This window comes from Marinicella marina, from assembly GCF_030065545.1.
GTDB classification, from domain to species: domain Bacteria; phylum Pseudomonadota; class Gammaproteobacteria; order Xanthomonadales; family Marinicellaceae; genus Marinicella; species Marinicella marina.
Map to the genome: position 1 here is coordinate 141106 of NZ_JASJNC010000006.1, position 13829 is coordinate 154934.

A 13829-nucleotide genomic window follows, 5' to 3' on the forward strand; every position below is an offset into this window, starting at 1 on the left:
AAAACTAATGAATCATCGGTTTAATTTTTATTGCCTTTTGTTGGTTTTTAGCACCATTGCTGTTGCTGAGACCGAGCGTTTGAGTGACTTTGAGGTGTTCAAAGTCAACTCGCCTGAAGAAATTGAACCTTCGGGTTTACACATAAAGGACGGTGTTTTGTATACGGTTTGTGATGATGCCAATAACATCTATCGATTGTCTTTCAAACAAGATTCTTTGGTGGATGCGGTGGTTGATCAAAAGTTAGATGTGACTCAACTGGCAGCCATGAATTTGGATTTAGAGGGCATTACCGCAGTGGGAGATGATTTCTTTGTGGTGAGTGAAACCCATCATAAGTTGGTGCGTGTTGTCGGTGATGAAATCAAGTGGGTGCCAGAATTAGGTGGTGTTTATGCCAAAGCCCATGAAGCAGGTCTTTTCCAAGTTTATAATGCCGGTTTGGAAGCCGCTACCTACTTAGGCAACCAGACATTCCTGTTGGCAGTTGAGCGGGAGCCGAGGGGGTTGATTGAAGTCACTTTTGACCAACAGTACACTCACATTATTAAACAAACCAATCAACGCTTTGCTGAAGACATCAACGATCCAAGCGCTGCAAGACAACCCGATCTAACAGGGTTGTTCAGTTTTGGTGGCAAGATTTTTGGCCTGCATCGTAATGCTTATTTGATTCAAGAAATAAGCAAAGGTGCTGATGGGCTGTACCAAACAGGCAAAGCTTGGAGTTATGAACACATCGTTCGAGATGCAAAATACGCTTACCAAGACATGCAATTTGGTCATGCTGAGGGTTTGGCTATGGATGATGACTATTTTTACCTCATCATCGATAACAACAAGAACCCAAACGCCAAAAACCCCAACGACAAGCGGCCTTTGTTAATCAGAGCCAAACGCGACTGATTGCACCACAACAACATTATCTGACTGGATAAATGGTTTAGGAATTTGGTTCTCAGGCCTGTTATCAAGCGCGAATTCTGGCTGTTTTAATAAATCATTGCTGATACTTTGAACCTGCCAAACAAACGGCTTATTCTCTGATGTTTCGAGTGTGATTCTGATGTTTTTCTTGCCATTGAAATAATACCTCAACATGCGATTACCCGCACCTATCACCAAGGGTTCAGTCAATACTGCCTTGCGCCCATCAATGCTAATGGTGGTAATAGTTATGTCTTGTTGAGGATATATTTCAATGATGTCGGTGTTGTTATTGGCTTGTATGTCAACCAATAATTCAGCGCTGTTGGGCCTGAGCAAAGGCTTGGTAACAGTCACGGTTGTTGGCATTAATTCTATGGTCTCAACGGCTCGTGACAACTGCCTCACTGGTTTTCTGTAGTGCTGTCGAAATGCCAAGGTTTCCTGGTTGTTCAAGCGCTGTTCAAAAAGGCCTTGATGCCACTCAGATTGATGGCGATCATAGTGAAAATAATAAGCTTGTTGTTTGTCGGCGTCATACAGATATGACAAGCTGGTAGGGTGAGGTTGTGTGCTTGTCATGCTGGGGTTTTTATTTAAGTGGTAAGCCAGTGCGAGCGCAGCAAGCAGCAACAATATAAGCAGCAGTGAGATGCGTTTGACTGGGCTGATTACAGGCCATGACAGAGACAATACCCAGGTCAAAATCACTGCGGTGATGGGCAAGGCTGACAGGCCCAGCGCAATCGGTAAATTAACCAATAAGGTACCGGCCAGTATGAAGTTTACCACCGCTACAATCGGCGCCAGTTGTTCGGCCCACTTTTCTCGATGAACTTGAAACAGCAACAATATTGTGGCAGTTAACACGGGCAGTAACAGGAGTCCGCTGCCGGGCAGGTAATAAACCACAGGAATAAGCAATAACAAAGAAACAGCAATGCTGATAAACGAGCCTGAAAGCGCCTTACTGCGACCCAGTACAGTCATAGCAATAAGACATGAACCAATCAAAGACACAGCCATAATAAGGTGTCCTTGGTAGGAAAACCCTTGAAGGATGTCTTTAGATGCAGGATCCACAGCGGCAACCAACAGCAACAAAAGCCAGCACCCCAAGTATGCCAAGCCAGCAGCAGACAGCAGCCAAATGAAAGCCATCAGTAAATGTTTGGCCGGCAACAGCTGTTTTTTTCTGGCCTGCATAAACAACAAAAAAGTCACAAGGCCAATGAAGCCAACAATAAGCCAATTCAGCCAAGTTGGATAGGCGATGATACCTACATTAGGTAGGCTGAAGTAGACCAATGATTCAGCGGATTTCATGTCACTTAAATCCGCTTGGGCAAAGTGCCTCAACAAAGCCAAGGTTTGGATGCTTTGATGCGCGAGGGTGTTTAATGATAAGCGACTCAGTGTATCCAGTTGGGTGTGATAGTTGAAATGATCGTCAATAAAAGCCAGATTAAATCCATTGATTTGACCGATTTGATTGAAAGGCGTGAGGTCGGTGTCATTCGGTAGCATTTTATAGATTTCATAGGTCAACGAAGTGGTCACCGGCATCGGCACTGCCGCTGCTTGAAAAGCTTCAATCATGGCGCGGTTACCACCCACCGTTTCAGGCCACATCATGCCTGGCCCGCTTGAACCCCTGGCTTCAAGATTGATGATTAAACCAACATCATGGTTATTCAATTGTTCATTGATAAAAGCGTGCGCGCCTAACAGACCGATTTCTTCGGCATCAGTAAACACCACGAGTAGGTTGTTCTTGGGTTTTGCTTGGGTTTTGATGAAAGCGTTGATGGTTTCCAGTATCACCGCGACACCAGAGGCATCATCCCCAGCGCCAGTACCAGAGTAAACAGCGGCGTCATAATGCGCCAATAACAACAGGTCTTTGGCGTCTGGATCACTGCCCGGGTATTTTGCAATGATATTTCTGATTGGTGCGGCGTTGCGACTTTTGGGGTTGAAAGCCACTGATTTTTGTCTCGACACTTGAAAACCCATGGCATTGAGTTTTCTGACCAAATACCGCTGGGTGTCATCATGGTAATACTGACCCACACCGCGCGGGCCGCGGGTCATATATTCTATATGTTCAAGGGTGTTTTCTAAAAACAGTCCATCGTAAAACAAATCTGGTGGGGTGTTGGAAGGGTAGCTCAGTTGATAGCCTCCCCAACAGATGAGGGTGAACAAAATGGTATAGAGAATGTTTTTCAGCATGGACCAATTGAATCAAAAAAAGCACCATGACTTTAACACATATTTTGCCGATGGTTTGTTTCGTCCATCAGGTTTTTCAACTTGCCTTGATCAGCTTCTGACAATCACAGCGCCCAATTGATTGAGTTTTTCTTCAATGGCTTCGTAACCGCGATCAATGTAGTGGATGTCGTGCACAGTGGTTTGCCCTGTTGCCGCCAGTCCGGCGAGCACCAGCGAGGCAGATGCCCTGAGGTCTGTAGCAGTGACTGGAGCGCCACTGAGTGTGTCCACGCCTTTGATCATGGCTTGGTTTCCTTCTACTTGAATGTTGGCGCCCATGCGATTGAGTTCCTCAACATGCATGAAGCGGTTTTCGAACAAAGTTTCGGTGATGTGACTGGTACCATCAGCGATGGCATTCAAGGCACAAAATTGGGCTTGCATGTCAGTTGGGAAAGCCGGATGTGGCGCGGTGCGGATGTCCACAGGTGTCGGCCTTTTGCCGTGCATGTTCAATGTTACACTGTCTGCGGTGGTGGTTATTTCTGCACCCGCTTCAACCAATTTAGCGAAGACAGCGTCTAAGTCATCGTTACAACTGTTGTTGATGGTTATGGAACCGCCGGTGATGGCTGCGGCCACCAGGAAAGTGCCAATTTCGATGCGGTCGGGCATCACTGAATATGTCGTACCTTGCAGTTGGTCTTTGCCCTGCACATAAATCTTGGAGGTCCCTTCACCCGTTATCTCAGCACCCATGGCTTTGAGGTATTTGGCCAAATCTACCACTTCTGGCTCAATCGCAGCGTTTTCGATCAAGGTTTCGCCTTTGGCCAGTGTGGCTGCTATCAAAATGTTCTCAGTACCTGTGACGGTAACTTTTTCCATCATGATTCGGTTGCCTTTGAGTCGCTCACAATTGGCTAATATATAGCCATCCTGTACTTCGATTTTGGCGCCCATGGCTTGTAGCCCTTTGATGTGTAAGTCCACGGGGCGTGCACCAATTTGACAACCACCCGGTAAAGAAACCTTAGCACGGCCATAACGAGCCACCAGTGGGCCCAAGGCAAGAATTGAAGCGCGCATGGTTTTAACCGTCTCATAGGGCGCTGTTTGGTTGTTGATTGTGTCGGTGTTGATGGTGATGTCAGCGTGGTGGTCAACCGTTAATTTTGCCCCTAATTGTGCCAATAATTCATTCATTGTAGTGACATCATGCAAATGAGGGACATGCTTGATGTGTGACTCACCTTGGCCCACTATGGTGGCTGCCAAAATCGGTAACACGGCATTTTTTGCGCCTGAGGCTGCAATGGTTCCTTGAATGGTTTGACCGCCAGTTATGGTGATTTGGTTCATGCTGATATCCTATTGAAATTATTGCGAAAGTTGCGCGTATTCTGTGGGGGTGTAAGCTTTTATGCTCAAGGCATGAATGTCTGCTATCATGTGTTCACCCAAAGCATTATAAATCATTCGGTGGCGTTTGATTTTCATCATGCCTTCAAAAGCTTGGGCCACAACGATGGCTTCATAATGGCGTTGATCCTCACCGTAAACTTCAAGGTGCTGACAGTCTATATGTGTCGATAGTAATTTTTTAACTTCGTTTGGGTGCATCAATGGTAATTGTTTGTTTGTTGAGGGCGCATGATATTGTAAAATAGTACGTTTATAAAGAGATTGCGATTAAATAATTGCATTCATTGCCCATTTACTGGAAAAAACTAACATATGATTGAATCATTGAGTTTTCTGATACTCGGCCTGGTCATGCTTATTTATGCCGCCGATAAATTTGTTTTAGGTGCCGCGTCAACTGCTAAACACATGGGTGTTTCTACCATGTTGGTGGGTTTGATTATTGTTGGCTTTGGTACCTCAGCCCCTGAAATGGTGGTTTCGGCCATCGCATCATTCAAAGGCAACTCAGGTTTGGCTTTGGGCAATGCTGTGGGTTCAAACATCACCAACATCGCCTTGGTTTTGGGTGTTGGCCTGATGATCGTGCCAATGAGCATCAAATCCCAAACCATCAAAAGAGAAATGCCGATATTGTTGTTGGTGACTTTGTTGGTACTGTTTTTGTTGATTGACTTAAAGTTGACATTTGTCGATGGCGTGATCTTAATCACTGGCATGTTCGTGGTGACTGGGTTTTTACTTTATATTGGTATAAAAACTGATAAAGATGAGTTCAGTGATGAATTAGAAGCTGAATTTGATTTGGATATCGATTTAAAGAAAGCCATCCTGTTTTTGATTTTTGGTATCATCATGTTACCGGTGGCCTCACAACTGATGGTCAAAGGTGCTACGGATATCGCATTGATTTTTGGTGTTTCTGACATGGTGATTGGATTAACTATTGTGGCCTTGGGTACTTCTTTACCTGAATTGGCGGCGACAGTGGCCAGTGCCATGAAAAAAGAACATGATTTGGCCATTGGTAACATTGTTGGTTCCAATATGTTTAATTTATTGGGTGTGATTGGAATATCGGGTTTGATTCGCGAGTATGAATTCACCGCCCATTTCATTAAGTATGATTATTTTTACATGCTGATGTTGACCGTGTTTCTGTTTCTGGCATCGGTTTATTTTGTTTTAAAAGACCGGTTTATTTCGCGCATCATTGGCGTCATCTTATTGGTGATGTATGTCAGTTACATGATTTGGTTGTACCTGAGTGAAGGCATATGACAACTTACGATAGCAAACAAATACTGCAGCAAGCACAGTCGGTCTTTGCGATTGAGTTGGCTGGAATCAAAGCCATTGAAGCAAACTTGGGTGCCGACTTTGTGGCTGCTGTCAACGCCATCATGACCTGTCGTGGGCATGTGGTGGTAATAGGTATGGGCAAATCAGGCCACATTGGCAATAAAATATCTGCCACTTTGGCCTCAACTGGTACCCCGGCTTTTTTTGTGCATCCAGGTGAAGCCAGTCACGGTGACTTGGGTATGATAACCGCTGGTGATGTGGTCTTGGCGATTTCAAATTCAGGTGAGACAGAAGAAGTACTGACCATTTTGCCGGTGATCAAACGAATGGGCGCCAAGTTGATTTCCATGACGGGGAATGTCAATTCATCATTGGCAAAAAATGCCGATATACACTTAGAAATCTCAGTGCCGGAGGAAGCTTGTCCCTTGGGTTTAGCACCCACTGCAAGTACCACCGCAACCTTGGTGATGGGTGATGCATTGGCAGTGACGTTGCTGGAGCTGCGTGGCTTCACCAAAGAAGATTTTGCCAGGTCGCATCCCGCGGGTTCATTGGGCAAGAAACTGTTGTTGGGCATCAAAGATGTGATGCGAACCGGTGCGGATATGCCAACTGTGACACAGCAAGCTACATTCAGCGAGGCACTGGTTGAGATGAACCTCAAGGGCTTAGGAATGACGGCAGTGGTGGATGACAAAGGTGCCGTGATTGGCGTGTTTACCGATGGTGATTTACGCCGTACCATCAATCAATTTGATCGTGACAAAGAGCGCCCCATAGCTGAGTTGGCTACCAAAAACCCAGTAATGATCAGAGCCAATAAAATGGCTGTAGAGGCGGCCCAAATAATGGAGCAGCATAAAATCCATGCTTTATTGGTGGTTGATGCATCGGATCAATTGGTAGGTGCATTGAATATTCATGATTTACTTAGGGCAGGAGTGGTTTGATGGATTACAGTGATATACACATAGCAAAGGCAAAAAAAATCAAGCTGGTCATTTTTGATGTGGATGGGGTGCTGACTGATGGCGGCCTGTACTTTACGGATGATGGTCGAGAAATTAAAAAATTCAACGTCAAAGATGGCATGGGCATCTCTATTTTGGTGAAAAAAGGCATTGAAGTAGCTGTTATCACCGGTCGCAGTTCTGTGATTGTGGCAGAAAGAATGAAATCTTTGGGCGTTAATCATGTCTATCAAGGCAGGATGAACAAACTAGAAACCTATGAAAACCTGAAAGTTGCGATGAACATCACCGATGAGGAAGTGGCGTTTGTTGGCGATGACATCATTGATTTACCCATCATGCAGCGTTGTTCCTTGTCAGTGGCTGTGGCTGATGCGCACCAGGATGTGATTAAGCAAGCAGCACTGGTTTTGGATAAGTGTGGCGGAATGGGAGCAGCCAGAGACGTGTGTGACCTGATTATGGACGCCCAAGGCTTGTATCATGATTTCACTGAAGGTCATCAATGATTGAATTTGCTCGAATAAAACAATTGCTGCTGTTTGGACTATTAGCAGTTGTTACTTTTGCTGTTTATGATAATTTCTTTGCTGACAAAGAAAGCCCATTGTTTCAGCCCTTTACCAAAGGTTACTCGTTACAACAGGTGGTTATAGAAACCTCTGATGAACAAGGTCAAATAGTTACCACCATCAAATCACCTGCGGTTATTCACTATGCTGACAGTAAGAAGACCTTGATCCGACAACCCAATATCACTTTGCATGAAAATGATGGGGATTGGGTGTTTCAATCAGCAGTGGGTGAGATCAACCCCAACCAAACAGAAATTTATTTTCCAGAACAGGTTTTTCTTGAGCTCAATGAGTCTGACATTAATGCCAATGAAATGACCATTGAAACCAGCCAACTGCTGGTTAACCTGAACGATAAAGTGGGTAAAACAGCTGCTTTAATCAACATGAAACAATTGGGCGCAGCCATGAAGGGGAAGGGTGCAGTGGTCGACTTTAATCGACAGGAAATTGAAATATTAAGTGAGATGTATGCAGAATTTAAAAATTAAAACAGCCGGCATGTTGTTGCTATGTGCCTTACCTGTGATGGCGCTGGACAGTGACCGTACGGCTAAAATAGTGATTGAAGGACCAGGCTGCTTAACCAAATTAAAGGACAGCCAGACTGAATGTAAAAAAGGCTTGAAGATTGTTCAAGGCAGTTTGTTGATTGAGTCAACCTATGGTTTGATTAACCACAAAGACCAAGGCATCGGAAACGTTTTGATGAGGGGTGAACAAGTCTACATGGAACAAATGATGGAAGACGGCGATAAAATGGTGATCAAAGCCAATGAAATGGACTATCGCAAAAGCGAAGACAAAGTTTATTTAGTTGGCAATGTCAGCATCAAAAGCTCAATTGGCGTCACCACTGGTGAGAACATTGAATTTGATTTGAAAACACAAGAAATCATTTCAACGGGTGAAGGTGAGCAACAGTTCAGAATGGAAATAGACCAAAACAATGATTGAAGCGATTGATATTGCTAAAACTTATCAGAAAAGGACTGTGATTCAATCTGTTTCTTTTCAGGTTAACCAAGGCGAAGTGGTTGGTTTACTGGGCCCCAATGGTGCGGGCAAAACCACTTGCTTTTATATGGTTGTGGGCTTGATTGGGGTTGATCAAGGACAGATTAATATCGATGGTTTTGATGCCACCAAATATGGCATGCATGAAAGAGCTAAATTAGGCTTGGGATACTTACCGCAGGAAGCTTCTGTATTTCGAAAATTATCAGTCAAAGACAACGTCATGGCGGTTTTAGAATTACGCAAAGACCTCAGTGTCGAGCAACGCAAAAACCGCTGCCTTGAGTTACTCGAAGAATTAAATGTAGAGCATGTTAAAAATCAATTGGGTGTCAGTCTTTCTGGTGGCGAACGGCGACGGGTTGAGATTGCACGTTGTTTGGCTCTTGAGCCGAAATACATTCTACTGGATGAACCTTTTGCTGGAGTTGATCCAGTTTCAGTGATTGATATTCAAAAGATTGTGCAGCACTTAAAAAGCAAGAAAATAGGGGTTTTAATCACCGACCACAATGTCAGAGAAACACTTGGAATCTGTGACAGGGCCTATATCCTCAATGATGGCAAAATGTTAACAGAGGGCAAGCCTGAACAAATTATTTCAAATGCAGACGTAAAAAAAGTCTATCTGGGCCAAGATTTTTCTATGTAATGGTAAATCGAGCACAGGCTTCTTGTAATTTGTGACGCTGTTGGTTATATTAATCTAACGGGAGAACAATGAAAATAATAAACTTTTTTGCCTTTACCAATCTTACAGTTAACAAGTCTTTCTCTCGCGTCAGTATAATTTCTTTTAAAAAACTTTTTTACACATACAATGTTTTTTCCCTATTTGCCGCAGAGGCACATCTCAAAAACCTGAGATACGATGGTTTTTGCAGTGCTGTCTTAATGCGCGATAAATGTTCTAATCACTTGAGCCACAGGTTCAAAAAATGAGGATAACCATATGCAATTAACTATCACAGGTCATCAATTAGAGGTTACAGATCCAATCAAAGATTACATTGATACTAAATTTGAACGAATCAAACGGCATTTTGATCAAGTATTGAATGTTCATGTTATCATCAGTGTAGAAAAAGTCAGACACAAATCAGAAGCCACGATGCATATCGGTGGTAAAGATTTTTTTGCTGAATCAACAGAGGATCACTTATATAAATCAATAGACTTGTTGGTTGATAAATTGGACAAGCAAATCCGCAGGCACAAAGATAAAATAACTGATCATCACCGCGGTGAAGCCATTAAAATGAATCAAGCTGGTTACTGATTACACCAGTCTAATTGAAATGAGGGCTTAGCTTGTTAAAGAGTTAAGCCTTTTTTAATGATAATAAATGAAAATAATTGATATTTTAGAAGAAGATAAAATGATTTTAAATCATCATTTTATCAGTAAAAAACGGTTGTTTGAGACTATGGCTAATTTGTTGAGTGATGACAGTGCAGAGGCTTTACGCATCTACCACAGTATCGTTAATCGTGAAAAATTAGGCAATACCTCTTTGGGCAACGGAGTGGCGCTACCACATGGGAAATGCCTGGCAGCCAATGAAATCAGGGCCTGTGTCATAAGAATGGCACAAGCTGCTGACTATGAAGCAGTTGATGACATTCCAGTGCATGTGGTAGTTGGGATTGCGTTTCCCTATGAAACCAATGAAATGCACCAGGTTTTGATGAAAGAAACTGCGTTTCTTTTTCGCCAGCATCGTCTGTACAAAAACATGTTATTGGCAGAGAATAAAAAACAAATGACAGAAGAAATTTTGAAAGGTTTTCAGCTATGCAACAACTGGTCATAATAACGGGTCTGTCAGGCGCAGGTAAGACAGTGGTACTGAGGTCGTTAGAGGATATGGAGTTTTATTGTGTTGATAATTTACCCATCAACATGCTCGAGCAATTGGCAGAAAATGTCATTGCCGACAAAGAGTTTTATCCAAAAGTGGCTGTTGGTATTGATATAAGAAGCAAGAATCAAGATTTAGTGGCATTCAAAGACCTTATAAAAAGTATTGACCAAAGCCAAATTATCATAAAAATTATCTTTTTATCGGCAGATAAGAATACCGTACTTAAAAGGTATTCGGAAACCCGCAGGAGGCACCCATTATCGACTGATCAACACAACTTCAGTTTAACTGAAGCCATCAAGCTAGAAAGTGATTTAATGGAGGAAATTAAGCAAGAAGCTGATTTGATTATCGACACCACACAACTCAAAGCGCAACAACTGAAACAGCAAATTTGGCAGATCATGAGTGAACGCAATGATGACGTTGCTGTGATCATAAAATCTTTTGCTTTCAAAAGAGGTGTACCTTTTGATGCTGATTTTGTATTTGATGCACGTTGTTTGCCGAATCCCTATTGGCAAGCTGAATTACGCTCATTGACTGGTCTAGATGAAGCGGTTCAAGATTATTTGGCAACAGAAGATGTAGTGAATGAATATTTAGATGATCTGAGTTATTTTGCCAAGAAATGGATTAAAAAATTTGAAGCCAACGACCGCAGTTACATTACCATAGCAATTGGTTGCACCGGCGGGCAGCATCGGTCGGTCTATTTGGTTGAAGCTCTACACAAATATTTAGAAAAAAAATCAATCAAGAACATGAAGCAACATCGTGAACTTAACTGACATCAACCCTTTCATAAAACACAAAATCAAAACTAAAATCCGGATTTTCTGAAGATACTGGATTGTTGGTTACCCGAGTTTTATGCCATTGGTTCCAGTCAATATCTGGAAAATATGTGTCACCATCAAAAGTCGCATTGATGTGAGTGATAATCATGTGGGTGGCATGGGGCATTAAAAGCTCATAAATCTTAGCTCCTCCGATTATCATCACCTCATCCAATTCTTGTTGTTTGAGTAAATCTAGGTCATTAATGGTTTCAAAACCCTTGCGCTCAAATGAAGGGTTTCTGGTAAGTACTAAATTTTTTCTATTAGGTAAGGCAAAAGGCAGTGATTCGCAAGTTTTACGACCCATCAATATGGTTTTATCAGTGGTTTGTCGCTTGAAGAATTGTAAATCTGCCGACAGTCGCCATGGCAGGTCATTGTTAGCACCTATCAGTTGGTTGGTGTCCATGGCAGCGATTAAAGTGACCTTCATACCGCCACTTTGCCTTTGATGTGAGGGTGAGCTTGGTAATTAATCAGTTCAAAGTCTTCGAATTTGAAAGCAAACAGGTCTTTTACATTTGGGTTTATTTTCATTTCAGGCAAAGGATAAGGCGTTCTGTTTAGTTGGGTTTTGATTTGTTCAAGGTGGTTGCTATAAATATGTGCATCACCAAAGGTGTGAATGAACTCACCTGGCTCAAGATCACACACTTGTGCCATCATCATGGTCAATAAAGCATAAGAAGCAATGTTAAATGGCACGCCCAAGAAGACATCCGCACTTCTTTGGTAAAGCTGACATGAGAGCTTGTTATCCGCAACGTAAAACTGAAACAGGCAGTGACAAGGGGGTAGGGCCATGTGATCAACATCAGCCACATTCCAAGCGCTGACAATGTGTCGTCTGGAATCTGGATTGTTTTTGATTTGTTTTATGAGGTTTTTTATTTGATCGACTGTATCACCATTGGGTGTTGGCCATGATCGCCATTGGTGTCCATATACGGGGCCCAAGTCACCTTTTTCATCAGCCCATTCATCCCATATTTTTACGCCATTATCTTGTAAGTATTTGATGTTGGTATCACCTGCGATAAACCACAACAACTCATGGATGATGGATTTCAAGTGCAGCTTCTTTGTGGTCAGTACTGGGAAGCCTTGTTTTAGATCAAATCGCATTTGGTAACCGAAAACACTGGTGGTTCCGGTGCCAGTTCGGTCTGATTTGATGCTGCCATTGTCTAGGATATGTTGTGCAAAGTCTAGGTACTGTTGCATTAAAAAAGCCTTGTTATAAATTGTTTATTATAACAAGGCTTGGTTTTATTTTAAGCTTGAATTGTTGCGTTTATGAAGCTGTTAAAAGTTTCTTCACAATGTTTCTGCTGTGGAATGCATTAATCAGTTCATCAACATCAACGCTTAATGCGTCAGCTTTCAATGCGCCGATGATACAAGGCCTGTCTTTGTTAGAAAATACTGCTTTTTTTGACAAATCCATGAATTTTGGTTTTTCAAGAGATTTCCCTTGAGCATCTTTAACCAAAAGTACTTCAGGCTTGAGTCGCTTGGTCTTGTTATGTGACAACACGACGCCGACTGAACCATCAGATAACTCTACTGTCGAGCCTGCTGGATACAAACCAATGGCTTGAATAAACTCATCGACTAGTTTAGCGCTGAAGAGTTTATTGCGTTGTTTAAACAACCACTCCATCGCATGCGATGAAGTATAAACTGCGCCGTAAGGTTTTTTGCTGGTCATTGCGTCGAATGTATCTACGATTCCGGCAATTTGTCCAAAGGCTGGTATTTCATCACCAACCAGACCATATGGATAACCACTGCCATCAAATCTTTCATGATGCGTTTCAGCTATTGTTAGGATGTTATGGTCCAGTGAGTTGTCCTTAGCTAAAATTTCAACGCCAAGCTCTACATGTGACTCGAAAGTCTTTTTCTCTTCGGCGGTTAACTCTTCAGATTTGTTTAATAATTTTCTGCTGAGCTTGGTTTTACCAATGTCAGCCAGTAAGACACCGGTGACAAGAACTTCTAATTCATTTTCTTTGATACCCAAATGACGACCGAACACGGCTGACAATACGGCTGATCTCAGTGAATGTCCATAAACATACTGGCCTTTTTCTTTAAGCTGGGTCAACCAAACCAATGTGTTTGGGTTGCGGATAACAGAATTAACTACTTGCGTGGCTATCTGCTTAGTTTTCTTGATGTTAAGACCCTTTCCAACCCTCAAGTTGAAACTGGTTTCTTCGATTGCACTATCAAGATCCAACATCAATGTTTGTGCAGGACCGAATTCTTTCTTAATGGGCTTAAGGGTGTGTGTGTAATAATCGTGTTTGACTACCAGTGGCTTAATTCGACCACGGTATTTGTTGTCGGTTTTCTTCTTGCGCAGCAGTGGAGAAGGTTTTGAAATTTCTGGCTCGCTTGCCAATGACTTACCTTTTTCAACGTCAATGTAGACGTATTCACAAAAAGCGCGTAAATCATTAATCTCATTTTTGCTGCGGATGTAGAAACCTTGGAATGGAAACGGCGTTTCCAACCATGATCTGTCAAGCTTGCAGACATACATGCCTATTTTCAAGAATTTGACGGATATTTGTTCTTTTTCGATTTTCATGACTACTCAAACGTTAATTTATTATTATGCCCAATCTGAATAATAACACGTTAAATGTCATATAAACAGTGAATGGCGTCAC

16 protein-coding genes are annotated in these 13829 nt (G+C 42.5%); 10 read left to right on the forward strand and 6 right to left on the reverse strand.

The genetic code is table 11. The annotated features are described in order from the left end of the window. Nucleotides 1–7 precede the first annotated feature (7 nt). A complete protein-coding gene (locus tag QNI24_RS10540) occupies nt 8–907 on the forward strand; it encodes an SdiA-regulated domain-containing protein (RefSeq protein WP_267177096.1) in 900 nt (299 codons plus the stop codon). On the opposite strand, the gene QNI24_RS10545 is transcribed toward QNI24_RS10540, so the two are convergent. The 3 genes from QNI24_RS10545 to QNI24_RS10555 all read right to left on the reverse strand — a co-directional run bounded on the left by QNI24_RS10545 (nt 884) and on the right by QNI24_RS10555 (nt 4768). Further along, nucleotides 884–3163, reverse strand: a complete 2280-nt coding sequence (locus tag QNI24_RS10545; RefSeq protein ID WP_267177097.1) for a M20/M25/M40 family metallo-hydrolase — start codon at nt 3161–3163, stop codon at nt 884–886. The two genes, QNI24_RS10540 and QNI24_RS10545, sit on opposite strands and share 24 nt — an antisense overlap. Nucleotides 3164–3253: 90 nt before the next feature. After that, nucleotides 3254–4507, reverse strand: a complete 1254-nt coding sequence (murA, locus tag QNI24_RS10550) for a UDP-N-acetylglucosamine 1-carboxyvinyltransferase (protein ID WP_267177098.1) — start codon at nt 4505–4507, stop codon at nt 3254–3256. Nucleotides 4508–4525: 18 nt separating this feature from the next. Next, complete coding sequence (locus tag QNI24_RS10555; RefSeq protein ID WP_267177161.1) at nt 4526–4768, reverse strand: BolA family protein; 243 nt, start codon at nt 4766–4768, stop codon at nt 4526–4528. 114 nt (nt 4769–4882) lie between these two features. Here QNI24_RS10555 and QNI24_RS10560 point away from each other — a divergent pair, with 114 nt between their 5' ends. The 9 genes from QNI24_RS10560 to rapZ all read left to right on the forward strand — a co-directional run bounded on the left by QNI24_RS10560 (nt 4883) and on the right by rapZ (nt 11097). After that, a complete protein-coding gene (locus tag QNI24_RS10560; protein ID WP_267177099.1) occupies nt 4883–5851 on the forward strand; it encodes a calcium/sodium antiporter in 969 nt (322 codons plus the stop codon). Next, nucleotides 5848–6828 carry a KpsF/GutQ family sugar-phosphate isomerase gene (locus QNI24_RS10565; RefSeq protein ID WP_267177100.1) on the forward strand — a complete coding sequence of 327 codons (981 nt, stop codon included), beginning with the start codon at nt 5848–5850 and terminating at the stop codon, nt 6826–6828. The genes QNI24_RS10560 and QNI24_RS10565 overlap by 4 nt, the downstream gene beginning before the upstream one ends. Further along, entirely contained in the window at nt 6828–7358 is a 531-nt protein-coding gene (locus QNI24_RS10570; RefSeq protein ID WP_267177101.1) for a KdsC family phosphatase, read from the forward strand. Before QNI24_RS10565 ends, QNI24_RS10570 begins: the two co-directional genes overlap by 1 nt. After that, nucleotides 7355–7915, forward strand: a complete 561-nt coding sequence (gene lptC / locus QNI24_RS10575) for an LPS export ABC transporter periplasmic protein LptC (RefSeq protein ID WP_267177102.1) — start codon at nt 7355–7357, stop codon at nt 7913–7915. The genes QNI24_RS10570 and lptC overlap by 4 nt, the downstream gene beginning before the upstream one ends. Then, complete coding sequence (locus QNI24_RS10580) at nt 7896–8381, forward strand: LptA/OstA family protein (protein WP_267177103.1); 486 nt, start codon at nt 7896–7898, stop codon at nt 8379–8381. Before lptC ends, QNI24_RS10580 begins: the two co-directional genes overlap by 20 nt. Beyond that, the gene (gene lptB / locus QNI24_RS10585; RefSeq protein ID WP_267177104.1) at nt 8374–9093 is read left to right on the forward strand and encodes an LPS export ABC transporter ATP-binding protein; all 720 of its coding nucleotides are present in this window, start codon (nt 8374–8376) and stop codon (nt 9091–9093) included. The genes QNI24_RS10580 and lptB overlap by 8 nt, the downstream gene beginning before the upstream one ends. Nucleotides 9094–9393: 300 nt before the next feature. Next, a complete protein-coding gene (gene hpf / locus QNI24_RS10590; protein ID WP_267177105.1) occupies nt 9394–9720 on the forward strand; it encodes a ribosome hibernation-promoting factor, HPF/YfiA family in 327 nt (108 codons plus the stop codon). 67 nt (nt 9721–9787) lie between these two features. Then, complete coding sequence (locus QNI24_RS10595; RefSeq protein ID WP_267177106.1) at nt 9788–10255, forward strand: PTS sugar transporter subunit IIA; 468 nt, start codon at nt 9788–9790, stop codon at nt 10253–10255. Continuing rightward, nucleotides 10237–11097 (forward strand): RNase adapter RapZ, encoded by an 861-nt coding sequence (rapZ, locus tag QNI24_RS10600; protein WP_267177107.1) that lies wholly within the window; start codon nt 10237–10239, stop codon nt 11095–11097. Before QNI24_RS10595 ends, rapZ begins: the two co-directional genes overlap by 19 nt. On the opposite strand, the gene QNI24_RS10605 is transcribed toward rapZ, so the two are convergent. The 3 genes from QNI24_RS10605 to QNI24_RS10615 all read right to left on the reverse strand — a co-directional run bounded on the left by QNI24_RS10605 (nt 11090) and on the right by QNI24_RS10615 (nt 13747). Next, nucleotides 11090–11581, reverse strand: coding sequence for a dihydrofolate reductase (locus QNI24_RS10605; protein WP_267177108.1), 492 nt, complete (start codon nt 11579–11581; stop codon nt 11090–11092). The genes rapZ and QNI24_RS10605 overlap by 8 nt on opposite strands. Then, a complete protein-coding gene (locus QNI24_RS10610; protein ID WP_283708705.1) occupies nt 11578–12372 on the reverse strand; it encodes a thymidylate synthase in 795 nt (264 codons plus the stop codon). Before QNI24_RS10610 ends, QNI24_RS10605 begins: the two co-directional genes overlap by 4 nt. Nucleotides 12373–12442: 70 nt before the next feature. Continuing rightward, nucleotides 12443–13747, reverse strand: coding sequence for a cyclic di-GMP phosphodiesterase (locus QNI24_RS10615; protein WP_267177110.1), 1305 nt, complete (start codon nt 13745–13747; stop codon nt 12443–12445). Nucleotides 13748–13829: the final 82 nt, after the last annotated feature.

Bases quoted from the DNA above. Each gene is read 5' to 3' on its own strand.
- QNI24_RS10540 (WP_267177096.1), top strand. From the start codon at position 8: ATGAATCATCGGTTTAATTTTTATTGCCTTTTGTTGGTTTTTAGCACC.
- QNI24_RS10545 (WP_267177097.1), bottom strand. From the start codon at position 3,163: ATGCTGAAAAACATTCTCTATACCATTTTGTTCACCCTCATCTGTTGG.
- murA (WP_267177098.1), bottom strand. From the start codon at position 4,507: ATGAACCAAATCACCATAACTGGCGGTCAAACCATTCAAGGAACCATT.
- QNI24_RS10555 (WP_267177161.1), bottom strand. From the start codon at position 4,768: ATGCACCCAAACGAAGTTAAAAAATTACTATCGACACATATAGACTGT.
- QNI24_RS10560 (WP_267177099.1), top strand. From the start codon at position 4,883: ATGATTGAATCATTGAGTTTTCTGATACTCGGCCTGGTCATGCTTATT.
- QNI24_RS10565 (WP_267177100.1), top strand. From the start codon at position 5,848: ATGACAACTTACGATAGCAAACAAATACTGCAGCAAGCACAGTCGGTC.
- QNI24_RS10570 (WP_267177101.1), top strand. From the start codon at position 6,828: ATGGATTACAGTGATATACACATAGCAAAGGCAAAAAAAATCAAGCTG.
- lptC (WP_267177102.1), top strand. From the start codon at position 7,355: ATGATTGAATTTGCTCGAATAAAACAATTGCTGCTGTTTGGACTATTA.
- QNI24_RS10580 (WP_267177103.1), top strand. From the start codon at position 7,896: ATGCAGAATTTAAAAATTAAAACAGCCGGCATGTTGTTGCTATGTGCC.
- lptB (WP_267177104.1), top strand. From the start codon at position 8,374: ATGATTGAAGCGATTGATATTGCTAAAACTTATCAGAAAAGGACTGTG.
- hpf (WP_267177105.1), top strand. From the start codon at position 9,394: ATGCAATTAACTATCACAGGTCATCAATTAGAGGTTACAGATCCAATC.
- QNI24_RS10595 (WP_267177106.1), top strand. From the start codon at position 9,788: ATGAAAATAATTGATATTTTAGAAGAAGATAAAATGATTTTAAATCAT.
- rapZ (WP_267177107.1), top strand. From the start codon at position 10,237: ATGCAACAACTGGTCATAATAACGGGTCTGTCAGGCGCAGGTAAGACA.
- QNI24_RS10605 (WP_267177108.1), bottom strand. From the start codon at position 11,581: ATGAAGGTCACTTTAATCGCTGCCATGGACACCAACCAACTGATAGGT.
- QNI24_RS10610 (WP_283708705.1), bottom strand. From the start codon at position 12,372: ATGCAACAGTACCTAGACTTTGCACAACATATCCTAGACAATGGCAGC.
- QNI24_RS10615 (WP_267177110.1), bottom strand. From the start codon at position 13,747: ATGAAAATCGAAAAAGAACAAATATCCGTCAAATTCTTGAAAATAGGC.